This window comes from Ruegeria sp. CH2 (assembly GCF_056537065.1).
The window spans coordinates 55,034-80,887 of the sequence record NZ_JBQFQV010000002.1; the positions used below are offsets into that span (position 1 = coordinate 55,034).

Annotated in this window: 16 protein-coding genes; 8 read left to right on the top strand and 8 right to left on the bottom strand. The window is 59.7% G+C overall.

Annotation, left to right across the window (positions count from 1 at the left end):
• The first annotated feature begins 57 nt into the window (after positions 1 to 57).
• The 3 genes from ACR0M9_RS04940 to yaaA all read left to right on the top strand — a co-directional run bounded on the left by ACR0M9_RS04940 (position 58) and on the right by yaaA (position 3,266).
• Entirely contained in the window at positions 58 to 345 is a 288-nt protein-coding gene (locus tag ACR0M9_RS04940) for a YggT family protein (RefSeq protein ID WP_170382138.1), read from the top strand.
• Positions 346 to 423: 78 nt separating this feature from the next.
• The gene (recQ, locus tag ACR0M9_RS04945) at positions 424 to 2,463 is read left to right on the top strand and encodes a DNA helicase RecQ (RefSeq protein WP_480772991.1); all 2,040 of its coding nucleotides are present in this window, start codon (positions 424 to 426) and stop codon (positions 2,461 to 2,463) included.
• A 32-nt stretch (positions 2,464 to 2,495) separates the two neighbouring features.
• A complete protein-coding gene (gene yaaA, locus ACR0M9_RS04950; RefSeq protein ID WP_480546900.1) occupies positions 2,496 to 3,266 on the top strand; it encodes a peroxide stress protein YaaA in 771 nt (256 codons plus the stop codon).
• A gap of 47 nt (positions 3,267 to 3,313) precedes the next feature.
• On the opposite strand, the gene ACR0M9_RS04955 is transcribed toward yaaA, so the two are convergent.
• Positions 3,314 to 5,572, bottom strand: a complete 2,259-nt coding sequence (locus ACR0M9_RS04955) for a response regulator (protein WP_480772992.1) — start codon at positions 5,570 to 5,572, stop codon at positions 3,314 to 3,316.
• A gap of 115 nt (positions 5,573 to 5,687) precedes the next feature.
• Between ACR0M9_RS04955 and ACR0M9_RS04960 the strand changes: the two genes are divergently transcribed.
• Positions 5,688 to 11,114: an alpha-2-macroglobulin family protein gene (locus tag ACR0M9_RS04960; protein ID WP_480772993.1), complete on the top strand. Its 5,427-nt coding sequence runs from the start codon at positions 5,688 to 5,690 to the stop codon at positions 11,112 to 11,114.
• A gap of 36 nt (positions 11,115 to 11,150) precedes the next feature.
• Positions 11,151 to 13,208, top strand: a complete 2,058-nt coding sequence (gene pbpC, locus ACR0M9_RS04965) for a penicillin-binding protein 1C (RefSeq protein ID WP_480772994.1) — start codon at positions 11,151 to 11,153, stop codon at positions 13,206 to 13,208.
• 20 nt (positions 13,209 to 13,228) lie between these two features.
• Here the strand turns inward: pbpC and ACR0M9_RS04970 are convergent, their stop codons facing one another.
• From ACR0M9_RS04970 to ACR0M9_RS04985, 4 genes are read right to left on the bottom strand one after another with little or no spacing between them, the layout of a single operon-like run.
• Entirely contained in the window at positions 13,229 to 15,271 is a 2,043-nt protein-coding gene (locus tag ACR0M9_RS04970; RefSeq protein WP_480482675.1) for a hypothetical protein, read from the bottom strand.
• Positions 15,268 to 18,030: a DUF4159 domain-containing protein gene (locus tag ACR0M9_RS04975; protein ID WP_480772995.1), complete on the bottom strand. Its 2,763-nt coding sequence runs from the start codon at positions 18,028 to 18,030 to the stop codon at positions 15,268 to 15,270. Before ACR0M9_RS04975 ends, ACR0M9_RS04970 begins: the two co-directional genes overlap by 4 nt.
• Entirely contained in the window at positions 18,027 to 18,902 is an 876-nt protein-coding gene (locus tag ACR0M9_RS04980) for a DUF58 domain-containing protein (protein WP_267365920.1), read from the bottom strand. Before ACR0M9_RS04980 ends, ACR0M9_RS04975 begins: the two co-directional genes overlap by 4 nt.
• Positions 18,899 to 19,906 (bottom strand): AAA family ATPase, encoded by a 1,008-nt coding sequence (locus tag ACR0M9_RS04985; protein ID WP_267365919.1) that lies wholly within the window; start codon positions 19,904 to 19,906, stop codon positions 18,899 to 18,901. The genes ACR0M9_RS04980 and ACR0M9_RS04985 overlap by 4 nt, the downstream gene beginning before the upstream one ends.
• 64 nt (positions 19,907 to 19,970) lie before the next feature.
• Between ACR0M9_RS04985 and ACR0M9_RS04990 the strand changes: the two genes are divergently transcribed.
• Complete coding sequence (locus tag ACR0M9_RS04990) at positions 19,971 to 20,546, top strand: DUF1285 domain-containing protein (protein ID WP_267365918.1); 576 nt, start codon at positions 19,971 to 19,973, stop codon at positions 20,544 to 20,546.
• Here the strand turns inward: ACR0M9_RS04990 and ACR0M9_RS04995 are convergent.
• Positions 20,529 to 21,383 carry a DMT family transporter gene (locus ACR0M9_RS04995; RefSeq protein ID WP_480482669.1) on the bottom strand — a complete coding sequence of 285 codons (855 nt, stop codon included), beginning with the start codon at positions 21,381 to 21,383 and terminating at the stop codon, positions 20,529 to 20,531. The genes ACR0M9_RS04990 and ACR0M9_RS04995 overlap by 18 nt on opposite strands.
• Before the next feature lie 268 nt (positions 21,384 to 21,651).
• On the opposite strand from ACR0M9_RS04995, the gene ACR0M9_RS05000 reads away from it, so the two are divergent.
• Together ACR0M9_RS05000 and ACR0M9_RS05005 are read left to right on the top strand one after the other, a co-directional pair.
• Positions 21,652 to 22,416 carry a hydroxypyruvate isomerase family protein gene (locus tag ACR0M9_RS05000; RefSeq protein ID WP_480772996.1) on the top strand — a complete coding sequence of 255 codons (765 nt, stop codon included), beginning with the start codon at positions 21,652 to 21,654 and terminating at the stop codon, positions 22,414 to 22,416.
• A 53-nt stretch (positions 22,417 to 22,469) separates the two neighbouring features.
• On the top strand, positions 22,470 to 22,700 hold the full coding sequence (locus ACR0M9_RS05005) for a DUF2798 domain-containing protein (RefSeq protein WP_480772997.1): 231 nt from the start codon (positions 22,470 to 22,472) through the stop codon (positions 22,698 to 22,700).
• A gap of 43 nt (positions 22,701 to 22,743) precedes the next feature.
• Here the strand turns inward: ACR0M9_RS05005 and polA are convergent, their stop codons facing one another.
• Together polA and ACR0M9_RS05015 are read right to left on the bottom strand one after the other, a co-directional pair.
• The gene (gene polA / locus ACR0M9_RS05010; RefSeq protein ID WP_480772998.1) at positions 22,744 to 25,545 is read right to left on the bottom strand and encodes a DNA polymerase I; all 2,802 of its coding nucleotides are present in this window, start codon (positions 25,543 to 25,545) and stop codon (positions 22,744 to 22,746) included.
• A 126-nt stretch (positions 25,546 to 25,671) separates the two neighbouring features.
• Positions 25,672 to 25,851, bottom strand: a complete 180-nt coding sequence (locus ACR0M9_RS05015) for a zinc-finger domain-containing protein (RefSeq protein WP_267364399.1) — start codon at positions 25,849 to 25,851, stop codon at positions 25,672 to 25,674.
• Positions 25,852 to 25,854: the final 3 nt, after the last annotated feature.

Sequence of the window (25,854 nt, forward strand, 5' to 3'; positions counted from 1 at the left end):
ACTTGCTCTTTGCTGAAAGGGTGCTTAGGTCTCGTCCAACAAGAAAACGGAGATCCCATGCTGTCGCTGATCCAAATCCTGCTGCTGATCCTGGACATTGTCTGGTTCATCATTCTGGCCCATGTGATCATGAGCTGGCTGATCAACTTTCAGGTGCTCAACCTCCACCAACAACTGGTTGCACAAATCTGGTACGGATTAAATCGGATATTAGAGCCTATTTACGGGCCGATCCGCCGCGTTCTACCCAATATGGGTGGGTTGGATTTGACCCCGCTGGTGGTGCTGATCGGCGTCTATGCCTTGCGGATCATCCTTATCAACAACGCGCCCTATTTCTACTGACCACTTGTTCACTGAATCTTAGTATGTGATTGTCCTGGCTTAAGAGCAGATAAACCTTAAAACAGGGCACCCCCGCATATGTTCGACGCCGCACCCTTGCTGCGAGATGTCTTTGGATTCGACGCCTTCCGCCCCGGGCAGGAAGAGATTGTCGACGCCGTAACGGCAGGTGAAAACGTGCTGGCGATCATGCCCACAGGTGGCGGGAAGTCTCTTTGCTTTCAACTCCCTGCACTGCTCCGCGATGGCGTGACGGTCGTTATATCTCCGCTCATTGCCCTGATGCGTGATCAGGTGCGGGGGCTGCAAGAGGCCGGGGTCGAGGCCGGTGCGCTGACATCCGGCAACACGCCCGAGGAAACCGAGGCCGTCTGGGACGCGCTGGAAGACGGGCGGCTAAAGCTGCTTTACATGGCACCCGAACGTCTGGCTGCCGGGTCGGCGCTTGGGATGCTCCGTCGGATCAACGTCAGCCTGATCGCCGTGGACGAAGCCCATTGTGTCAGTCAATGGGGGCATGACTTTCGCCCTGATTACCTGCGGATCGGAGAGTTGCGGCGCGCCCTGAAGGTTCCGCTGGCCGCGTTTACCGCCACGGCGGACGCCGAAACGCAGGATGAGATTGTCGAAAAACTGTTCGATGGCATTGAGCCACGCAAATTTCTGCGCGGATTTGACCGGCCTAACATTCATCTGGCTTTCGCCGCAAAGGACGGACCGCGCAAGCAGATCCTTGATTTCGCAGATGCGCGCAAAGGCCAGTCCGGTATCGTTTACTGCGGCACCAGAAATAAAACCGAGGTGATTGCTCAGGCCCTGCGCGCCGAGGGGCACTCGGCTTGCCACTATCACGGCGGGATGGACCCCGAAGATCGCCGCATTGTCGAAACCCGTTTCGCGCGCGAGGACGGGTTGATCGTGGTCGCAACCGTGGCTTTTGGCATGGGCATCGACAAACCCGATATCCGTTGGGTCGCCCATGCGGACCTGCCCAAATCGATCGAAGCCTATTATCAGGAAATCGGGCGCGCCGGACGCGATGGCGGCCCGGCCGAAACGCTGACCCTGTTTGGCCCCGATGACATTCGCCTGCGGCGATCACAGATTGACGAGGGTCTAGCGCCGCCCGAGCGGCGCATGGCCGATCATGCGCGCCTGAATGCCTTGCTGGGTCTGGCCGAGGCCTTGGAATGCCGCCGCCAGACATTGTTGGGTTACTTTGGCGAGGCCACAGCACGCTGCGGCAAATGCGATCTGTGCGACAGCCCGCCCGAAGTTTTCGACGGCACAACTCCGGTGCGTATGGCCCTGTCTGCGATCCTTCGGACCGAGGAATGGTTCGGGACAGGCCATTTGATCGACATCCTTCTGGGAAACGAGACCGACAAAATCCGCGCCCGCCGCCATGAGGATTTGTCCACATTTGGCATCGGCAAAGATTGGACGCGCCCGCAATGGCAGGCCGTTTTCCGCCAGATGATGGGCCACGATCTGGTGCGCCCAGACCCTGAACGTCACGGCGCATTGCGCATGACCGAGGCGGCCAAACCAATTTTGAAAGGCGAGGCAAAGATAAACCTGCGCAAGGATACGCTGCGCAATGCGGTACGTCGGCCTGCGGTCAAGGCTATGGTATCCGAAGAAGACGCTCCGCTGCTGTCTGCGCTCAAGGCCAAACGCCGTGCCCTGTCCGAAGCTGCACGTGTTCCGGCCTATGTCATCTTTCCCGACCGCACGCTTATCGAGATGGCGGAAAAGCGCCCTGTAACGCTGGACGAAATGGCCCGGATCGGCGGTGTTGGGGCCAAAAAGCTGGAACGCTATGGCGACACGTTCCTTGAAGTGATCGCAGGGGCGGTAAAAAGCGTTCATCCGGCGCGCCGAAAACTGGCTGGCCGCAATCAGGGTGAGATTTACGACCGCTTGATGGAAGTTCAGTCCTTGCTGTCGCGCGGACCGGACGGGATCGACAAGCCCCTGACCTGCTCGGCCTCACAATTGGCAAAGGTTGCACAACTGCGCCCCGATGATCCCCGTGGAATTGCACAGGTGCTGGGTGATCGACGTCACGAAAGGTTTGGCGCCGCTTTTCTGGACGTACTGCGAGAGGCGGGCTAGATACCCCAAAACAGGCAAGAAAGAGGGCGGATATGCTGATCGTGATTTCCCCGGCCAAACGGCTGGACTGGGCCGAGCGGAGTGTAGGGGTTACGCAGCCCGATTTTCAGGATGATGCAATCCGGCTGTCCAAAACCGCCCGCAACCTGACGCTGGGTGATCTGAAAAAGCTGATGGACCTGAGCGACGATCTGGCACGCCTGAACCGCGACCGGTATCGCGCTTTTTCGGATGCACCCGACGCCAAGGCCACACGCCCGGCTGCGCTTGCTTTTGCTGGCGACACATATCAAGGACTTGAAGCTGCATCGCTGGACGAAGACGAGCTGTCATGGGCGCAAGACCACTTGCGCATCCTTTCCGGCCTTTATGGTGTGTTGCGACCACTCGATGCGATACAGCCCTACCGGCTTGAGATGGGCAGCAAACTGAAAACCCGAAGAGGGAAGAACCTTTACGAATACTGGCGCGATCAGCTGAGTAAGGCACTGAATGCACAAGGTGCCGAGATTAACAGCAACATTCTGGTGAATTGTGCCAGTCAGGAGTATTTTGGTGCGGTGGATTTGAATGCCCTGAACCTGCGCGTCATCACACCGGTCTTCATGGAAGATAAGGGCGGCACCCCAAAGATTGTGAGCTTTTTTGCCAAAAAGGCGCGCGGTGCCATGGCGCGGTATGTCATCCAACACCGCTTGACCGACCCTAAGGGACTGCTGGATTTCGACAGTGGCGGCTATGAATACCGCCCTGATCTGTCGGAAGCGGATAAGCCCGTTTTCGTCAGACCTTATGCGGCCTGAAACCCAGATCACTTGAACTTGCATCCCGATGGCATACGCCTGAAGTGTCAGCCCGACGAGGTCGGATTTGGGTTTTCGCCCCGCTCACGCCGGATTTTGACACTGGGCATGGTGTCTGCGACCGAGCAGACGCAATCGGGTTGGTGTTGCAGGATCATCTGGTGAATTCGGTTCTTGTGTAGCGGTTTGGTCAGGTAGTGGTCCAAGCCGGCTGACAGAATACCCTGATCATCCCCCGCCATGGCATGGGCCGTCAGGGCAACGATAGGAACGTGACGACCGGTTGCAACCTCAAGCCCGCGAATTTCCGCTGTTGCTTGTTTGCCGTCCATCTTCGGCATTGAAATATCCATGAAGATCAGATCTGGCTCGAACGCCTGATAGATCTCAACCGCTTCAATCCCATTGGAGGCAAAGCGAAGATCGATATTCAGATCCTTGACCATCTTCTTCAGGATCAATTGGTTGGTGCGGTTGTCCTCGGCGGCAAGAACCCTCATGCGTCGGGGGTGCGCAGATTCAGAATCTCTCTTTTTAGAGACTGTTTTACCCATATCCAAAGGGCCTCTTTCCAACGATGAGCCGTCGAGGGCCATCAACCTGCCATACAACTCGGATCGAGGGATGGGTTTCTGCAAGACACCGTCGATCAGGTCACGGGCAGGATGCGCGTGAATCAAACCGGGGCTTGCAGACATCACGACCACCGGAATGTCACCCCACCCGCGATCCCTGAGCGCGACCGCAAGATCCAGGCCATCCATATCCGGCAGATCGTGGTCACAAAGAACCAAATCAATCTGATCATTCATCTGTGACAGCGCCTCGGTCCCCGACGTGCAAACCGTCACCTCAGCCCCCAGTCGCCCAAGCTGTTTGGCAAGAATGGCCCGGTTCACGGCAAGATCTTCGACCAGTAGGACATGTTTCAAACAATCCGCCAGGTTCGGAGGCTCGGGTTGCGGGCCTTCTACCGTGGGCAGTGTCACGCGAAAACCGAAACAGGATCCCTGTTCCGGTTCGCTTTCAACCCAGACCGAGCCGCCCATCAAGGTGATCAGCCGCTTGGTGATGGCAAGGCCAAGCCCGGTGCCTTCAAACTGGCGGTTGCGCTCGTCTTCGACCTGATTGAACTCGCCAAATATGTGATCGATTTTCTCGGCGTCGATGCCAATTCCGGTGTCTTCAATCGCGATATGGATGTCGCAGATCTGCACATCCGGGTTGGGCACCCCTGTCACCCGGACCAGCACGTAGCCTTCGGAGGTGAACTTGACGGCGTTGCCGACCAGATTGGTCAGAACCTGCCGTATCCGACCAGGATCGCCCACAAAAAGGGTTGGCAAGAACAAGTCGTAATCCACCAGCAATGTCAGCCCCTTATCGCGCACGCTGGGCTGTAGCAGCATCGCAACTTCAAGAATGCAACGTTCAAGATCGAACTGTTCGGGGTGCAGAGTCAGCTTGTCCGCCTCAATCTTGGAATAGTCCAGAACGTCGTTGATGATGACCAGCAACGCCTCACCCGAATTGCGGATCGTGTTGACGTATAGCCGCTGCTCTTCGTCCAACGGTGTCTCGTCCAGCAATTCGGACATGCCAACGATGCCGTTCATCGGGGTGCGGATTTCATGGCTCATATTGGCCAGAAAGGCCGACTTGGCCCGGTTTGCTGCTTCGGCCCTCTCGCGCGCCGCCTTAAGCTCGATTTCGTGCCGGACCGACGCCGTGATGTTGAGAGCAAGGCTCACCATATCGCCACCGCTGCCGCGCTGGTCGATCAGGCGGATATAGTGACCGTTCCAAAGCTGCATGACGATTGGTGGCGGGTTGGCGCGGCTCCAGCGGGCCAGCATTCTGTCCTGCCAGTCTTCCGCAGATTCATCCCCGATATCGACAATACCTTCTGACGTCAGCAAATGCAGAATACGCGGGTATGATATCCCCGGCGCGACCTCGTCCAGGCCTTCAAAAACGCTCAGATACGCGGTGTTTGCGCCGATCAGCCGGTTGTCACCGTCAAAAAAGGCAAATCCGTCCTGAATTGTCTGAATCGAGTGCCACAAACGGCGTTCGGCAACCTCGATCTTGGCGTTGGCCACGCAGAGATCGGATTTGACCTTTTCGTTTTCATCCCGAACGGTTTCAACCTCAGCCTGCGTTTCGCCAATTCGTTTGGTCAACGCCATGGCATGTTGGCCCAGTTTGCGATTGGCTGCCGAAAGCTCGGCCTGTTTCAGGGCCAGCATCCGTTCAGCTGCCAAACGCGCGCGCCGTTCCTGTGCCAATTTATGTGCAAGACTCATTTGATTGATTCCAGAACGCTCTGCACCCAGCATCCCGGCGGAAGATGAAAAACTGTTTAAGCCGTTGCACAACAGGCGCACACCATGCAACGCTGTGCCCAAAGAGGAGGGCACCATGCGCCGCTTTGTTTTTATTTCAATAACTTACGTCTTTTCACTATTGGTCCAGCCCGGCGCCACCCAGGCGCAAGATGCAGTGCCTGATTTCCGCTACATCACGACACGGGACGCAGATTTTTATGGCTCGGATCTGGACGCCCTTTTCGATACCGATCTGAAGTCCTGCATTCAGGCTTGTTCCGCCAATACACTTTGCACCGCGTTCACCTACAACACCCGATCCAATGCCTGCTTTCCAAAAAGCGGTGTAAACCGGCAAGAGGCCTATCAGGGGGCTGTGTCTGCGCAGAAGGTGCTTACTCCAGATCAGACCCAAACATTGGCAAAAACGCGTGCAAATACGTTGAATGTACTTGGTACTGCCGACCTGAAGCAGGCCGCAGATCAGGCACGCGATCTGGGCTTTTTGCATATGGCACAGGGTAACGACCTGCAGGCTGTTCTGGACGCGGCGCGCAGCGCGAGCAGCCCGCGGCAGGCGATGAATTGGATTGGTGAGGCCGTATCGCTCAGCGATGCGCCTGATCTGTGGGTGGAATACGCGCGCCTGTTGTTGCAGACAAACTCTTCGGACTGGAGTGAAAGGCGCGACCTGCGCAACCGTGCGCTGAATGCCGCAACCAATGGCTTTCTGCGCGCGGACGCTCCCGGCACGCAGATTGCCGCCCTGATGACATTGGCCCGCGCCCTGGAGGAGGTCGAGCGTGGGCGCGATATGATCCCGGTGCTGCGGCTGGCCGAGCAAATCCAACCGCGCGAGGATGTACTGGCCGCACTGAATGATGCCATCGGGAAATACGGGTTTCGCGTGGTCGACAGTTCTGTCGAAAGCGACGCCGCCACGCCGCTGATCTGCGTCGAGTTTTCGGAACCGTTGGTCAAGGCGGGGGTCGACTATGATCCGTTTGTCCAGCGCAACGATGACGGGTTGGTGGTACAGGCTGAGGGCAGGCAGCTGTGCGTTGGCGGTGTCGCCCATGGTCAGCGCTATCGCCTGACGCTACGCGAAGGCTTGCCCTCCGCCTCGGGCGAGGCGCTGAACCGCAATGTTGAGCTTGCCCATTACGTGCGCGACCGGGCGCCTTCGGTCCGGTTTCCCGGGCGCAGCTACGTTCTGCCGAAATCCGCTGATGCTGCGTTGCCCGTTGAAACGGTCAACGTCACCGAGCTGAACCTGATCCTGCGGAGGGTCAGCGACCGGAACCTGTTGCGCGCGGTGCAGCAGGATTTCTTCGGTCGTCCGCTTAGTGAATGGCAGGAAGCAGAATTTTCCGATGAAATTGCCGAGGATATCTGGACTGGCATCGCCGAAGTGGCCAACGAACTGAACCAGACCATGACGGCGCGCCTGCCCATGGCCGAGGCGATCGCGGATCAGCCCGCCGGTATTTATGCTCTGACCGCCCGTGTTCCGGGGGCTGATCCCTATGACGACCCGGGCGCAACGCAATGGTTTGTTCTGTCCGATCTTGGGATCAGCAGCGTGCTTGGCACCGACGGGTTGCACGTCACGGTGCGCGGGCTGAGCGACGCGGCACCCCGTGAAGGTGTCGAGGTTTCACTGGTCACAAGCGCAAATGCGGTCATCGCCGAAGCGCGAACGGATGAATCGGGTTATGTCCGGTTCGATCCCGGCCTGACACGGGGCAAGGGGGCAAGTGCGCCCGCGCTGGTGATGGCATCGACCGGGGACAGTGACTTCAGCTTTCTATCCCTGACCGATCCTGCCTTTGACCTGTCAGATCGTGGTGTTGAAGGACGTGCACCTGCGGGGCCGGTTGATGTTTTTCTAGCCACGGATCGCGGCGCTTATCGAGCCGGAGAGGTGATCCACCTCACCGCCTTGTCGCGCGATGGTGAGGCGCAGGCTATCGAGGGCCTGCCCCTGATTGCGATCCTGTATCGCCCTGACGGCGTGGAATACCGCCGAACCGTCTCGGATGGCGGCGTCGCCGGGGGGCATATCTTTGCCCTGCCTGTTGCGGAGGATGCACCGCGCGGTGCTTGGCGGATCGAGATCAGGTCTGATCCCAAAAGCGATGCGTTGGCGCGGCAAACAGTGCTGGTAGAAGACTTCCTGCCGGAACGTATAGATTTTGAGCTGACCCTGCCGGACGCGCCCCTGCGTCCCGGCGACAGCCCTCCGCTTTCGATCGACGCGCGCTATCTGTTTGGTGCGCCGGGGTCGGACCTGAGCATCGACGGTCAGGTTATCGCACGCCCGGCGGACACAGTGCCGGGCTACGACGGGTATCGCTTTGGCCGCTATGACGCCGAGACATCGATCAAAAGCACCTATTTTGGTGACACGCGTACAGATGCAAACGGCAAAGCATCTATTGCCGTTGAAATCCCTGTGTTAGAGACGGAAGGGAAGCCAATTGAAGCCGAGGTTATTGCGCGACTGGCTGACGGCTCAGGCCGCCCTGTTGAACGTCACCTGAGCGTTCCTGTCCTGCCGCCGCAACCTGTCATCGGTGTCAAACCCCTGTTCGAAGACGTACTCCCTGAAGGTACCGAGGCCGCGTTTCAGATCATCGGCCTTGCACCCGACCTGAGCCCCAGCCCGATGCGCCTGCGCTGGACGCTGAACAAGATCGAAACGCGGTATCAATGGTATCAGCTTTACGGAAACTGGAATTGGGAACCGACAACCAGACGCACTCGCGTTGCCACCGGAGAGATTGACGTCGCCACTATTCCTTTGACGTTGTCCCAACCCGTGGACTGGGGCCGTTATGAACTGGTGGTCCAACGTATTGATGGCACCTTTACGGAAACCGCTGTCGATTTCCACGCAGGCTGGTATCAGGCCGCAGATGCTTCGACCACGCCTGACCGGCTTGAGATGTCGCTGGATCGCGACAGCTATCGCGCCGGGGAAACCGCACAGCTGCGCATCGTTCCGCGCATGGCAGGTATCGCCCAAGTCGAAGTGCTGTCGAACCGACTGATCCATCGCCAGATGGTTGCCGTAAAGGAGGGCGAGAGTGTTATCCCGATAGAGGTGACAGAAGATTGGGGTGCAGGTGCCTATGTCACTGCCACGGTGATCCGACCGATGGATGTTGCGGCCGGTCAGAACCCGGCACGCGCCATGGGCGTCGCCTATGCTGCCATTGATCCTGCGGATCGCACGCTGTCGGTTGCCATTGAGGTGCCCGAGGTTACCTCGCCCCGTCAAACACAGAAGGCCCTTGTTAGGGTCGAAAATGTTGCAAGCGATGATCCAGTCTGGCTGACCCTTGCTGCTGTGGATGTGGGCATCCTCAACCTGACGGGGTTCGAAAGCCCAAGCCCGCAAGCGTACTATTTCGGGCAACGTCGGCTGGGTGTGGACCTGCGTGATGTTTACGGGCGGCTGATCAACGGCATGAACGGAACGATGGGTACGGTTCGCTCTGGCGGCGACAATGACAACGGGATGCGCCGCCAATCCCCGCCACCGACGCAAGATCTGATGGCGGTGTTCAGCGGCCCGGTTCAGGTCGGTGCGGATGGCGCGGTTGAGGTCGACATCCCCCTGCCCGCCTTCAATGGTACGGTCCGACTGATGGCCGTCGCGTGGTCACAAAAAGCCGTCGGTCAGGCCGAAGCTGACATGATCGTCCGCGATCCGGTGGTGGTTACTGCCAGTCTGCCGCGGTTTCTGGCCCCCGGCGATCAAAGTCGGATGCGGCTTGAGATTGTCCATGCGGATGGCACATCCGGAGACATGGCGCTTGGCCTGACCACCACTGGTGGGCTGGAACTGGGCCCGGTACCGGCAAGCTTTCTGCTGGAGGATGGTGGCAAAGCGGTGTTCGACATCCCTGTAACGGCCCATGTTATTGGCGATCCAGAGATCAGCGTTTCCATCACCACACCAGACGGGCGCGATCTGTCGCAAACCCTTCGGATGCCGGTGCGGGCCAATGATCCCGTGATTGCCCGGACACGGCGCTTTGCGCTGGGTGCGGGTGACAGCTTTCTGTTTTCACAGGATGTTTTTGATGGGTTTCAACCCGGCTCGGCCAAGGCCATTCTGTCCGCCGGAGCACTGGCAAAGTTCGATATGCCCGGCCTGCTGGATCAGTTGAACCGTTACCCTTATGGCTGCACCGAGCAGATCACCAGCAAGGCGCTGCCGCTGCTTTACCTGTCATCCGTCGCGCAGGCCTCGGGGCTGGGCAATGGCCCGGAGGTGAATCAACGCATCACGGAATCAATCCGAAGCATCCTGACTCGTCAGGCTGCAAACGGTGCCTTTGGCCTGTGGCGCGCAGGCAGCGGTGATTTCTGGCTGGACGCCTATGTAACCGATTTCCTGTCGCGCGCCCGTGCGCACGGGCACCCGGTGCCGGATCGGGCTTTTGCGCAGGCCATGGATAACCTGCGCAATCGGGTCAACTATGCGCCGGATTTCGACGAAGGTGGTCAGGATATCGCTTATGCCCTGATGGTTCTTGCGCGGGAAGGCGCGGCGGCGATGGGCGATCTGCGCTACTATGCGGATGTCAAAGGGGATGCTTTTGACACGCCATTGGCAGCCGCACAACTGGGCGCTGCGCTGGCGTCGTACGGGGACCAAACCCGCGCAGACGTGATGTTCGCCCGTGCGGCGCGGATGTTGCAACAGGTGCCGAACGATCAGGAAAACCACTGGCGCGCGGATTACGGCACCCGCCTGCGGGATGCGGCGGGCCTGCTGACCCTAGCCGTAGATGCAGGCAGCGAGGCGATTGACCGCAACGCATTGATCCAACGGGTAAGCACGGGCCGCACACCCCTGTCCACACAAGAGGCCGCGTGGTCCCTGTTGGCGGCGCACGCGCTGGTGTCAGACCCTTCAGGGTCCGGCCTGACGGTCAATGGCGTGTCAGTTTCCGGCCCCTTTGTTCAGGTTCTGCAATCCGGGCAGGCGGAGGAGGTCAATATCACTGCGACCGACGGTCACGCAACCGATATCACCCTGACGGTGACCGGAATCCCCGAGGATCCGCCAGGGGCTGGTGGCACCGGCTATGCAATCGAACGGCAGTATTATTCGATGGACGGCGATCTGATTGACGCAGGCCGCTTTGCCGTGGGGGACCGGTTCGTCACGGTTCTGACGGTCACGCCGTTTGAAAACGGTGGGGCGCGTCTGATGGTAGACGATCCTCTTGCCGCCGGGATCGAGATCGACAACCCGAACCTGCTGCGATCGGGCGATGTACGGTCGCTGGACTGGTTGGATCTGTCTGATGCCACGCATACCGAGTTCCGATTGGACAGGTTCCTGGCTGCGGTTGACCTGTCTGGACGCCAGACCGTGACGCTGGCTTATGTCGCCCGTGCCGTCACACCGGGCGTGTTCCACCATCCGGCGGCCTCGGTCGAAGATATGTATCGCCCCCAGAACCGCGCACGAACGGCGACGGGACGGGTCGAGGTGCAGTGACCGGCCATCGTTCATATCCTTGTTTGGGCGGCGCTCATGCCTAGGGTGCCGCGCCTGTTATTTGCGTTGGCCGGCGCTCTCTATCTGGCGGCATTGGCGCGGGATGGCGTTGACCGCTGGGTCGACGCCACAGTGCTGCCGCCTGTTCTGACTGAAACTTCGGTCGAGATACGGGATCGTAACGGTGACCTTCTGCGCGTGTTCCCGATTGCAGATGGCATCTGGAGGCTGCAACCCGGCGCAGTCGATCCCAATTTCACCACCATGCTGGTCCGGTACGAAGACAAACGTTTCTGGACCCACGCGGGCGTGGACCCTGTCGCGTTGCTGCGCGCAGCCGGGCAAAGCCTTTGGAATGGGCGCGCGGTTTCGGGCGGATCAACCCTGACCATGCAGGTCGCGCGGCTGATCGAAGATGGATCGACCGGGCGTTGGAGTGGCAAATTTCGCCAGATTAGGGTCGCATTGGCGCTGGAACGGCAGCTGAGCAAGACACAGATCCTGAACCTCTACCTGACCCATGCCCCCTATGGCGGCAATCTGGAAGGTATCCGTGCCGGTGCCCGCGCCTGGTTCGGCAAAGAAGCAACCCGTTTGACCGCCGCACAGGCGGCCCTGCTGGTCGCTTTGCCGCAATCCCCGGAGGCGCGGCGCCCGGATCGCAGACCCGAGACAGCCCAAATTGCCCGTGATCGGATTTTGCGCAGGTTAGAGCGCCACGGCGTATTGACCAAGGCTGAGACGCACGCAGCCCTGACGGAAACCATTCCTGATCAAATGATCCCGTTTCCGCGCCTTGCACCCCATCTGACCGACCGCGTGAAAGGCCAAACCCGTGCAACCGGTGTATTTGATCTGACCCTGGATGCAGGGGTGCAAGCCCGGTTGGAAACTGTGGTCGCTCGGGCCGCTGCGCGCGTCGGGCCGCACGTGTCCGCTGCGCTGATCGTGGCAGATCATCGCGACGGTAAGATTTTGGCCTCGGTCGGGTCAGCCGGGTATCAGGATGCACGACAAGGGTTCGTGGATATGACCCAAGCCGTGCGGTCGCCCGGATCGACGCTGAAACCTCTGGTTTACGGGCTGGCATTCGATCAGGGGCTGGCCCATCCGGAAACCCTGATCCGCGATAGCCCGGTGATGTTCGGGCGTTACGCCCCGCGAAACTTCGATGGCGTTTTCCGGGGCGATGTAAGGGTTCGGGACGCGCTGCAATTGTCGCTGAATATCCCTGTCGTGCGCCTGACGCACGAGCTGGGCCCTGCGCGCGTGATGGCAGCACTGCGGACAGCAGGATCAGAACCGCGCCTGAGCAGTGGTACACCCGGATTGGCAATATCCTTGGGTGGCGTCGGTCTGAGCTTGCATGATCTTGTGCAGATCTACGTGACGCTGGCCGCTGGTGGGCAAGGCCCGATTCTGCGCCATGACGCCCTGGCTGATGCACGGCTCACCTCTCGTGTTTTGTCCGAAACCTCAGCATGGCAGATTGCGGATATCCTATCCGGGATCACACCACCCACGGGCAGCACTTCAGGGGCGCTGGCCTTCAAAACGGGAACCTCTTATGGGCACCGCGATGCCTGGGCCATTGGTTTTGACGGGCAGCATGTCATCGGGGTCTGGCTGGGACGCGCGGATGGCACACCTGTTCCCGGCGCATTCGGAGGGGACGTTGCCGCGCCGCTTCTGACCGAGGCTTTCGGCCTGCTGAAACCCGAACTCACGCCCCTGCGCCCACCGCCACCATCAACACTGTTGGTTGGCGCGGCGCAATTGCCGCAACCGTTGCAACGTTTCCGGCCCCGCGCGGCGGCTTTCGAAACGGACCAAACCGCACCTGATCTGTTGTTTCCACCAGAAAACGCTGTGTTAGAGACTTTCGGGAGCCCTCTCACGGTGAAACTACGCGGTGGTGTCGGGCCGTTTTCCGTTTTGACCAACGGCGTGCCTGTCTTGACCGGGCAACGGCAGCGAGAATTCGAAATTCCCAATCCCGGACCCGGATTTACCTCACTTGTGGTGGTGGATGCACAGGGCCAATCCGACCGGGCCTCGTTCCGGATCGACCAGAGCGCGCCCGGTTCCCGTTAAAGAACAGCAATGGGCCAGCGTTAACGCCGCCCTTCCCGCAGCCAACCGCCCAGCAGAAAGCCTCCAGCCAGCAGCAAGACAAGCCAGGGCGGCAGCAACCCGGCCTGCGTGACATCCCGCGTCTCATACGCGTTGCGTGGGGTCAGACCGATCCAGCCCCGACCGGCGGCGGGGCGTCCGGCGCGTACGTTGCGGATCGACGGCAGCCCATCTTCCAACCGGATCACACCGCCCCGCAACCTGGCCAGCACCGGTTCAAGGACATCACCAGTCGCGATGGTGCGCTCGAACTCCTTCGGTGCAGCAGGGCCAAGGCCGATCACAGCCATGTGGTCGCCTTCCTGCAAACGATAAAGGCCGATCTCGGGGCCGTAATACTGCGCTTCAAACCGACCCGGAGAAACCTCTTTCAAAGTAATCTCCAACGTCTCGCCATTCGGCAAGGTGACTGTTACCGGGCCGACTTCTGTCCCGAGCGTCTGACGAATGATGCGCATGGACTGACCGTTGGCCTCGGCCCACAACGCCTCTTCTTCCAGTTCCGGTTCCTTCATCATCCAATGGGCCAGCCTGCGCAACAGCTCCAGCTGCGGACCCCCTCCTTCGAAGCCACGACTCCAAAGCCAGGCATGGTCAGACGCAAGCATCGCAACGCGCCCTTCGCCGACACGGTTCAGGACAAGCAGCGGACGATCCTCGACCCCGGTCATCAGCACGTCGCCCGAGCGATGTTTCACGTCGATCTGTCGCAACCACGCCCCCCAATCCTCGGATTCTCCAAGGTTGGTCGTGACCGGGTGACGATGCCCCAGATCACTGACCATCGGCACATATCGTTCCTCGATCACCCGCGCGGTTGGCTGAGCTGGCAGAACTGGCGCCAGGGGCGAGCGGAAGATGCTGTCGGCACCGGCGAAATCAGGTCCGGCGGCAACCAGGACCGCGCCGCCTTCGTTGATGTAGCTTGTGACATTGTCCAGATAGATCGCAGGCAGAATCCCGCGCCGCTTGTAGCGGTCAAAGATGATCAGGTCGAAATCGTTGATCTTTTCCAGAAACAACTCACGCGTCGGGAAGGCAATCAGCGACAGCTCGTCCACCGGCACACCATCCTGCTTTTCAGGCGGGCGCAGGATGGTGAAATGCACCAGATCAACAGAACTGTCGGATTTCAACAGGTTACGCCACGTGCGACCACCCGGATGCGGTTCACCCGAGACCAGCAGCACGCGCAGGCGGTCCCTTACGCCGTTCATCTGGATCAGGGCCGTGTTGTTGCGGTCGGTCAACTCGCCCTCAGCCTGAGGAACGGAAAACTGGATCACGTTGCGCCCGCCATGGGGCAATGTGACGGGCAGTTCGACATCGCGACCGATTGGAATGCTGAACTGTTCGGGCTCGCCCCCATCCACCGAAATTTCCAACGGTGCAGATGTTGCACCTGCGGGGGCAGCTCCGCTGTCTTCGACGCGCAGGGTCAAGGTCACCGATTCACCAATGATGGCGAAAGCAGGGGCGTTTCGGACAATAAGCCTGCGATCCCAGTCGCTTTCCCGCCCGGTTTGCAGCAGGTGCATCGGTGCGGGCAGATCCGGGGCCTGATCGACATCATGCACTATCCCGTCGGACACCACGAGGATACCGGCAATACGCGCACGCGGCTCTTCGGCCAGGGCCTCGTTCAGGGCTGCCATGATCTGCGTGCCCTCATCGCCTTCACCATCGCCGACCCGGATGCGGCGCAGTTCTGTATTGTCGCGTGCCTCGATCTCGGTGGCCAAATCCTCTGCGGCCATAGCCGTTTGTTCCACCCGGTCTGAAAGCGCCTGGCTGGCGCTTTCATCCTCGAACATCAGAACGATATCTGTCAGAGGTGCACGATCCTCGATCTGATAGACCGGGCCGGACAGCGCAGCGATGATCACCAGCGCCGCCAACCCACGCAAGGCCCATCCCGACAATCCACGCCACAAAGCCAGAACGACTCCGGCCACGGCAATCATACCCACGACAAGCAGCATCGCCCACGGGATCAGCGGATCGAAGATGACGGTTCCTGTCATTGTCCCAACCTGTCCAGAAGGGCGGGCACGTGAACCTGATCGGATTTGTAGTTCCCCGTCAGCACATGCATCACCAGATTGACACCAAAACGATTGGCCAACTCGCGTTGCCGTTCCCCGGCATAACCGCGCCCGACGGGCAACAGGGCCTGCCCGTGGCGATCCACCGCCCAGGCACCGGCCCAGTCATTGCCGCCGATGACCACCGGCGTCACATTGTCGTTCAGATTGCGGAAAGGCATCCCGTCGATCTGTTCTGCATCCAGCGGCGCGGCTTCAACCCAAACCTCGGTGCCTGAATATCGGCCCGGAAAATCCTGTAACAGGTAGAACGTGCGTGTCAGAACATGATCGCGCGGAATCGGCTCTAATGCAGGTATATTCAGCGGTCCGGCCAGTTGTTGCAGTTTGCGGCCATTTGGGCTGGAGGCACCGAAACCGGCGATATCCGCGTCACGCGTGTCAAACAGGATCATCCCCCCGGACCGCAGATAGGCGTTTAGCTTCACATAAGCCTCGGCCGAAGGTTGCGACTGGCTTGCTGAGATCGGCCAATAAAGCAACGGAAAGAACGCCAGTTCATCCCGTTCCAGATCAACACCAATGGGGTCTGCCGGTTCGACCGATGTGCGATAGAACAGGGTTTGACCAAGTCCCCGCAACCCGGCTTGCGCAATATCATCCACCTGAGCGTCGCCAGTCAGGACATGCGCCAATACCAGTTCGTGGGTCGCAGCCAATGCAAACTCGGTGTCCTCAGGCGTTTGTGCGTGACCTTCGGGGACCAGCAGTAAACCGGCCAGCGCAGCGGCCGTCGTTCGGGCCAAACCCAACCTGCCCGACAAAGCAAGCGATGCAATAACATCGACTGTCAGCAAAATCAGTGCAAGGCTGAGCAACAGACCGCCCAGTGGCGTTTCCGTACTGACCTCCTGCCCTTTGATCGGCACATTCGCGGGCCAGACAACAGGGCGCAGCTGAGTTTCTTCCGAAACGACGTTCAACGCCAACTTCTGCTTGCCACTTTCATAAAGACCTGGGCGCAGTTCCGGCCCGATCTGGCCCGATATCAGTTCAACCCCGTCGACACCGGCCAGGGTTCCGGCATCTGACAAGGTGCCAAACCCGTCCATGATTTGTACCGGCTCCCATGTTGTTCCCAGTAGCTGAGCCTCTTGCCGGGACTTTGCAGCCGAAGCCACGGCCAGCCGATCCAGCATTTCAACGAACAGGCCCGACAGTGGCAGGCTCGACCATTCTGCATCGGCGGTCACATGGAACAACACCACCTGCCCCAACCCCAACGCCTTACGAGTCACCAAAGGTGTGCCGTCAGACAGTGAGGCAATCACGCGATCCGCCAAGTTAGGGTCTGGTTGTGCCATGACCTGAGTGGAAACGACCACGTCATCAGGGATGTCCAGTCCATAGAAGGGCGAGGTTTCGGGGAATGGTGCCAAGGTCTTGGCCTCACCCCAGCTCATCGCGCCGCCGACAGATCGACCACCGCTGCGCAGCCGTGCAGGCAGCAGGGTGTCTTCGATGTCGCGCCCAAGATCGCTGGCCGCCATGCGCGGGCCGGCAAAGCGCAGCAACAAACCGCCCTGTTCGACCCATTCAATCAGGTCCGCCTTTTCCGGTTCCGACATCTGGGCCACATCGGACAGAACAATGACATCCGGATTGGCGGGCAGAACCTCGGGTAGGCCACCATCGACGAAATCCGCCGTGGGGCTCAGGACCTGAGTCAGATAATGCAGGGGTGACAGCAGCTCCAGACCTTCGCGGTTCAAACTCCCGGCAATCAGCGCGACCTCGCGCCGACGCAGGCTGTCATCGGTCAGGGTCACGGCCCCGGCAGACCTTTGGCCCTGGATTTCGAACCGCGTGATCCGCGCGCGGAGTTCGGATGGCAGCGCCAGATCGACCTGCGCCGAAGCGTTCCCGGCTTCAAGGGTCAGTTCCACTGAATGTAGCACACGCGCCGTTCCGGCCGGGTCGCGCCCTTGTGCCAATACTGTCACACGTTCCTCGGGTCCGGGGCCCGCGCGCTGCACTGTCAATTGGATCAACCCGTCCTGATAAGCGGCTGGCAGGATCGCCATGGGCCGGGACGCCGCCTGAAACACCACCACATCGCCACGAGCCTCCAAGCTGGAGACCAGCGCCGCATGATCTACATAATCCAGCCGGTCGCTGAACCAATGAGTATCAAACCCGCCATCAATTGATTTTAATGCCGCAATGGTCTGTGCGATCTGAGGTTCTGTCGGCTGCCATGGGTTGGGCATCAATCCCGGCAAATGTCCCCGCCAAGCCTCGGCCGCCTGAAAAACGGGTGTTTCCGGTTCGGTCAGGCGCAGGATAGCCACCGTGCGCCCTGCGCGGCCAGCCTCGGTCAGTTGCGCATCGATCTGATCCAGCGTGGCCGACCATCGGGTCGCGCCAGCCCAACTGGCATCCAGCACCATCAGCAGCGGCCCGGACCCAATCTCATCCCGCGACGGGTTCAGAACCGGACCGGCCAGACCTATGATCACCGCCGCAGCTGCCAGCATCCGCAGCAGCAACAGCCACCACGGCGTGCGGTCCGAAACGCTTTCGTCATCCTTCAGGCCCAAGAGCAACGTCACCGCCGGGAACATCCGACGGATCGGCGCCGGCGGCACCGCGCGCAGGATCAGCCACAGGATCGGCAGGGTCAGAAGACCCAGCAGCACCCATGGAGCGGTAAAGCCGATGCCCGCCAGAACCGTCATCGCGTTCCCCCGTCCAGCGCACGATATATCCACAACAGAGCCGCTTGCGCGCTATCGCCCGTGTGATGCAGGCCCATTTGCCAGCCAGTCGCCCGGCAAAGCTGCGTCAGCGCATCCTTACGGTGGGCGAGGCGTTGCAGATAGCGGTCCCGCAGCTCTGCCGCCTTGAGCGTTTCGTGCCGGACGGACCCCCCGACGCTTTCGAAAATCGTACGCCCACGATAAGGAAATGTCTCTTCGCCCGGGTCCAGCACCTGAAGGATTACGCCGCGAACACCACGGTCTGCGGCTTTGGTCAGGGCCAGTTCAACTTCGTCCATTGGACCAAGAAAATCCGAAATGAACACGGCACGGGCATGCGGGATCATGGCGCGATGTTCAGGCGGGGCGTAATCCGTTTGATCATCCTCGGACCAGGCTTGCGCGAGCCGGATGATCTGCGCATTGCCACGCCGGGGTGGCAAGGTCGTGCCTGTCAGGCCAACACGCTCTCCACCGCGGACCAGCAGGATGGACGTTGCCAGTCCCAAAAGCCGGGCGCGATCTGCCTTGGTCGGCAACGATTTGTCGGACGCAAACCGCATCGACGCCCCCTGATCGACCCAAAGCATTACCGATTGCGCGATCTGCCATTCGCGTTCCCGCACATATTGCTGATCTCCACGCGCCGAGCGGCGGTGGTCGATCATCCGGCGACTGTCCCCGATCTGTGCTGGGCGGTATTGCCAGAAATCATCCCCCATGCCAGAGCGCCGCCGTCCATGGTCACCCAGCAGAACGGTGCCCGCCAGATGCTCGGCCCGCGCCAAAAGGGGCGGCAGCCGCGATGCCTCGGCCTCGGATCTTTCGCGAAGGGTCAGCGCGGCATTCACGCTGCCGCCTCGGTCCGGATCAACCCGACAGCAGTCGAGTCGATCAGGTCGGCCAAACTGTCGCCGCGTGCCCGTGCCGCAAAGTTGAGAGCCATCCGGTGACTAAGCACCGGGCGCGCCATATCCAGCACATCCTCGGCATTGGGTGCCAGACGCCCCTGCAACATCGCACGTGCCCGAACCGTCATCATCAGCGCCTGTGCAGCGCGTGGCCCAGGACCCCACGCGACGGTTTCAGCAACCCGTTCGGATACACCCGCTTCTTCTGGGCGGAAGGCCCGCACCAGATCAAGGATCAGTTCGACAACCGAGTCCCCGACCGGCATCCGACGCAGCAAGACCTGCGCAGCCAGCAGTTCTTCCTTGCTGAAAATCTGATGTGCTTCGTCTTCGTCAACACCGGTCGTGGCCAGCAGAATATCCCGCTCGGTCTGGCGGTCGGGGTATTCTACATCGATCTGCACAAGAAACCGGTCCAGCTGCGCTTCGGGCAGGGGATAGGTGCCTTCCTGTTCGATCGGGTTTTGCGTGGCCAGAACGTGGAATGGCACACCAAGGGAACGGTCCTCACCGGCTACTGTCACCGTACGCTCCTGCATCGCCTGCAGCAGCGCGGATTGCGTTCGCGGGCTTGCGCGGTTGATTTCATCCGCCATCAGCAGCTGACAGAAGATCGGGCCGGGAATGAAACGGAAATGACGGCTGCCATCATCGGCCGTATCCAACACCTCAGATCCAAGAATATCGGCTGGCATCAGGTCGGGCGTAAACTGAATGCGATTGCCATGCAGCCCCATCACCGTTGACAGGGTTTCAACCAGACGCGTCTTGCCCAAGCCCGGCAGACCGATCAGAAGGGCGTGACCACCGCACAAAAGCGCAGCCAGGGTCAGGTCAACGACCCTTTCCTGCCCGATGAAGCGGCGGGTGATCGAGGCCTTGGCCTCTTGCAGCTTGTTTTCCAGCGCTTCGATCTCGGCTACGAGGTCGGCAGGTTCGTTCATGACTTTCCCTTCCGTGGACGAATATGATTGAAGTGTATCGCGCTGAGAGGAAATGGCAAAAGCAATGAGCGGACAAAAACCTGTGAAACCCTCGCCCGACGGATTGGCCGCATCGGTAAAAGCCGCCAAAACCCGGGGTTTACCGCCCGTTCACCTGTGGAATCCTCCGTTTTGTGGCGATCTGGACATCCGTGTCGCAAAAGATGGTACATGGAGTTATTTAGGCTCGCCCATCAATCGGTTCGAGCTTGTGAAGCTTTTTTCCTCAATTCTTAAGAAAGAAGACGGGAAATACTATCTGGTCACGCCGGTTGAAAAGGTGGGAATCACTGTCGAGGACGCGCCGTTCATCGCCGTGGATTTCGAGCAAACCGGCGAAGGTCGGACGCAAGACCTGACCTTTCGCACACAAGTGGACGACATCGCTGTTGCAGGGCCCGCGCATCCAATCCGGATTGTAATCGATCCTGAAACAGAAGAACCGTCACCCTACATACTGATCCGCACGAACCTCGAAGCGCGCATAGATCGCAAAAGCTTCTATCGCCTTGTCGAGATTGGCGGCCACCATGAGGGCTGGTTTGGTGTCTGGTCAGGTGGGCAATTCTTCCCGCTGATCCCTTCAGCCGATCTTGGCTGACCGTGGAGCGCGATCCTGGGCCAGCACGACGGCCAAGGCGACTACGCCCGCGCCCAGCGCACGGGTCCAGTTCCAGTCTTCACCCAGCATCAGCATGATCAGCATCACGTAAAACGGGGCGATATTGATGTGAAACGAAGCCAGCGCCACGCCCAGCTTTCCCACGGCCGAGATGAACAACACTTGGCTGAGCCCCAGTGATATCAAGGCATAGATCCCAAGCATCCCCCATTGCTGCCCATCAATGGCGGCGGTTGGCAGCACATCCATGCCCAGCTGGGCCGCCCCAAAACTCAGCACTGCGGCCATGAGCAACCCACCGACGAAAGTAATTGTACAGCGCCCGATCTGACTGAGTTCGGGGAAGTCGCGCGCAGTGGCCATGCTGCCCCAGCAAAACAGGCCCGTTGCAAGGATCGCCAGAACCGCGCCCAGCCCCAGCTGTTCGGGCGCGGCGGTGCTGGTTGCAATCAGCCCACCCAGAACCGACACCAGAACACCCAACGCAAAGGTCCACTTCAGCCGTCGGGTTCCTGCCATCAGCTCCAGTACCGTTGCCAGCAAAGGCGCGCAGGATGCAATGATCGCGACTGTCACCGGGTCCGTCATTTTCTGCGCAACGATCAGCAGAAACATGGCAAAGCCAAAACCAAAGCCGCCGACAACCATCGCCCGACCCCATCTTGCGCGTAACACTCTGCTGGGGCCATCCAGCAGGATCCAGACCGGTATCAGAACGGCAATCGCCAGCGCCAGGCGCGCGGTCAGCAATGCAACAGGGGGCCAGGTTTGCAGCAAAACTTCCGCCGCCGGGAACCCCGCTGCCCAGGTAATCATGGAGGCAACCGCCAGCCCATTCCCTGACAACGCAGGGTTTCGGCCACCAGACATAGCGGTAGTTGCCCCGCGTACGGGTTCCGGGCTCATCGCCATTGGATTCGGACCTTTTGTTAAGACGGCACCCGTAATGACGCGCCGTGCTGAGCGGACCCTTGCTGATTCGGTGCAAGCGATCTGGTCGATTTTCGACAATCTGTCGTTTTCGATCCCTTCCTCGAAAATCATCCCTTGGTTATGGTCGGATCAACACAACCACTGACCGCTCATGCCCAGATTTGCTGCCAACCTTTCACTGCTATTTACCGAAATGCCTTACCTGGAGCGATTTCAGGCTGCGTCAGATGCTGGGTTCACAGCGGTCGAGGTCTTGTTTCCTTACGACATCGCCGCGACGGAAACCCGCCGTGCCTTGCTTGCCAACGGGTTGGAGCTTGTGTTGATCAACGCGCCACCGCCCAACTACACCGGCGGTGCGCCGGGTTACGCAGCAATCCCCGATGGTCAATCGCGGTTCCAGTCGGACATTCGCCGTGTCCTGCGATATGCAGGGGTGCTACGCCCCGGCCTGATCCACATCATGTCCGGATACGCCACCGGGCCGGATGCATTGAGTTGTTTTGTGCAAAATCTGCAATGGGCCGCCGATTTCGCCCCACAGCAACAATTCACCATCGAGCCGCTCAACCCGGTTTCACAGCCCGGATATTTTTTGAACGATTACGATCTGGCAGCAGAGGTTCTCAACCAGGTGGATCGCCCGAATGTCGGCCTGCAATATGACAGCTTTCACGCCCATATGATCCATGGCGACGCGCTGGCTGTCTGGGACCGCTTTCATCCGCAGGTGGTCCATGCCCAAGTTGGCGCAGCCCCGGATCGCACGGAACCGGGTCGCGGACCAACGGATTTCAAGGCCTTGTTCTCGGCCATGGACGCGGCAGGTTATAGCGGCTGGATCAGCGCGGAATACACACCCTCAACTCAACGCACCTGCGACACACTCGACTGGATGCGGGACTTGCACTGGTAATTTTCATTCAGATACCGCACATCAAGGGCATTGCGACCATTAGGATGCCTGCCTTGATACCAGCCCGCTATGCCCGTGCCATTTTCAGCCTGATCATGTCCGGCCTCATGTCCTTGATTGTAACGGGGATCGCGACGGTCAAAGCAATCGGGTTTAACCCCGGCACAGTTGGCGACTGGATGGCGTCCTGGGCATTTTGCTGGCCCATTGCCTTCACCGTAATCCTGCTGTTTGGCCCGTCCGTGCAACGAATGGTGAACCGTATGGTCAGGCCGCAGGGCTGACCCGCTGCAAGGACAGCCCGCCGAGGCCTGATGAACAACGCCGCTAGTGCGCCTCGGCCCAGTTCGCCCCCTTCCCGGCATCCACGACCAGCTTCACATCCAGTTTGACCGCAGGATCCGAGGCGCCCTCCATCACGTCTCGGGCCACGTCGATCACCTGATCCACCGCATCTTTGGCCACTTCGAACAGCAACTCGTCGTGAACCTGCAACAGCATCCTGGCAGGCAACCCGTTGATCGCGTCCGGCATTCGCACCATCGCGCGCCGGATCACATCCGCCGCAGTACCTTGAATTGGTGCATTGATCGCCGCGCGGCGCGAGAACCCGGCATGTGGCCCCTTGGCATTGATCTCGGGCGTGTGGATCTTGCGCCCGAACAGGGTTTGCACATAGCCGTGCTCTTTCGCGAATTCGACTGTGTCGTCCATATAGCGGCGAATGCCTGGGAAACGTTCGAAATAACGATCAATAAAGCCCTGCGCCTCGGCCCGCGGAATGCGCAGGTTTCGGGCCAGACCAAAGCCCGAGATGCCGTAGATCACACCGAAATTGATTGCCTTTGCCTGACGGCGGATATCAGGCGTCATCTCATCCAACGGCACATCAAACATCTCGGACGCAGTCATGGCGTGAATGTCCAAATCGTCCGAAAACGCCTGTTTCAGAGCCGAAATATCGGCGATATGGGCCAGAATCCGCAACTCGATCTGGCTGTAGTCGAGACTTACCAACACATTGCCCGGCTCGGCGATGAAAGCCTCACGAATACGCCGCCCTTCTTCTGTCCGCACCGGAATGTTTTGCAGGTTCGGATCGGTCGAGGCCAGACGCCCTGTATTTGCTCCGGTGATCGAATAAGACGTATGCACCCGACCTGTGTCGGGGTTGATATGGGTCTGCAGCGCGTCGGTATAGGTCGATTTCAGCTTGCTCAGCTGCCGCCAGTCCAGAACACGTCGCGGCAGTTCATGCTCGGTTGCGAGGTCTTCCAGAATATCAGCGCCGGTCGAGTATTTGCCGGTCTTGCCTTTCTTGCCACCTTCCAGACCCATTTTGTCGAACAGGATTTCGCCCAGCTGAGCAGGCGACCCGACATTAAAGCTTCCTCCGGCCAGCTCGTGAATTTCAGCCTCTAACCCGGCCATTTTCTGGGCAAATGCGTTGGACATCCGGCTCAGGACATCACGGTCGACCTTGATGCCATGCATCTCCATCTCGGCCAGCACCGGCACAAGCGGCCGTTCCAGCGTCTCATAGACCGTGGTCACCTGCGCCCGGTGCAATTGCGGCTTGAACAGCTGCCACAAACGCAAGGTGATGTCCGCATCTTCGGCGGCATAAGCCGTGGCCTCGTCAATCGCGACCTTGTCGAAGGTAATTGCCGATTTTCCCGACCCCAGCAGCGGTTTGATCGGGATTGGTGTGTGGCCCAGATAACGCTCGGACAAGGTGTCCATCCCATGCCCATGCTCACCGCCATGCATGGCGTAGGACATCAGCATCGTATCGTCGATGGGTACCACGTCGATGCCATACCGCCTGAAGATCTTGGCATCATATTTCATGTTCTGCCCGATCTTGAGGACCGACAGGTCCTCGAGCATCGGTTTCAAAAGCCTCAGGGCCTCATCCAATTGCATCTGCCCTTCTGCCAAAGCATCCGAGCCAAACAGATCATCCGCTGATCCATCGCGGTGGGTCAACGGGATGTAACAGGCTTCTCCGGCCTCGACACACAGCGAAATACCCACCAGACCGGCAATCATCTCGTTCAGGCCCGTGGTCTCTGTGTCCACAGCAACCCAACCACGCTCATAGGCCTGGTCAATCCACTTTTGCAGGGCCGCTGCATCACGCACGCATTCGTATTTCGAGCTGTCAAACGGGATCACCTCGGCCTCGACCGCTTCCACCGCTGGCGCAGGAGCGTCGGCAATCACCGGAGCCTCAACCCCCAGCTTGTCAGCGATACGCTTGGTGAGGGTGCGGAACTCCATCTCAGCCAGAAACGCCAACAGCGTGTCCGCATCGGGGTCCTTCACCTCAAGGTCGTCCAAGGTGAAATCCAGCGGTGTATTCTCGTCCAGTTGAACCAGTTTCTTCGAAAGCTCGATCTGGTCTCGCATTTCGATCAGGGTCTGGCGGCGTTTAGGCTGCTTGATCTCATCTGCCCGGTCCAGCAGGGTCTCCAGATCGCCGAATTCGTTGATCAGCAAAGCCGCCGTCTTGACCCCGATTCCCGGCGCCCCCGGAACATTGTCGACGCTGTCACCGGCCAACGCCTGAACATCGACCACACGTTCCGGTCCGACCCCGAACTTCTCGACCACGCCATCCCGGTCAATGCGTTTGTTCTTCATCGCATCCAGCATTTCGACGCCGTCCCCGACCAGCTGCATCAAATCCTTGTCGGAACTCACGATGGTCACACGGCCACCTGCATCCCGCGCCTGAACGGCGAGGGTCGCAATAATGTCGTCAGCCTCATAACCCTCCATCTCCTTGCAGGCGATGTTGAACGCTTTTGTCGCCTCGCGGGTCAGCGGCATCTGTGGGCGCAAATCCTCGGGCATCGCCTCGCGGTTGGCCTTGTAGAGGTCGTAAAGATCGTTCCGGAAAGTATGAGAACCTTTATCAAAGATCACTGCCACATGGGTCGGCGCATCTGCCCCGGTGTTTCCCTCGACATATTTCTGCAGCATGTTGCAAAAGCCCGAAACAGCCCCAATCGGCAACCCATCCGACTTGCGGGTCAGTGGCGGCAGCGCATGATAGGCCCGGAAAATAAAGGCCGATCCGTCGATCAGATGCAGGTGACACCCTTTTCCGAAATTCGTGGTCATTTCGCGCCCTCTCTGATCGTTTGCGAAAACACTAATGCCACGGGCGCAACGATAGAGCCACCCGCACCGCAGCCGCAAACTTCATCTTTTCATAAATACTCAATGCCCACACAGGGCAACACAGGCTCAGGCGTCAGTCTGATGCCCGGCCAGAACATATTTGCAGTCGCAATAGGGGCATTCAACCCAGCCTGCGTCTTCTGGAATTTGCAGCCACACGCGCGGATGGCCCAACGCACCTTCGCCGCCATCACAGGCAACACGGGCGGTTTCGACGATCTTGGTTTCCGGCGCTTCGATGGTCACGGC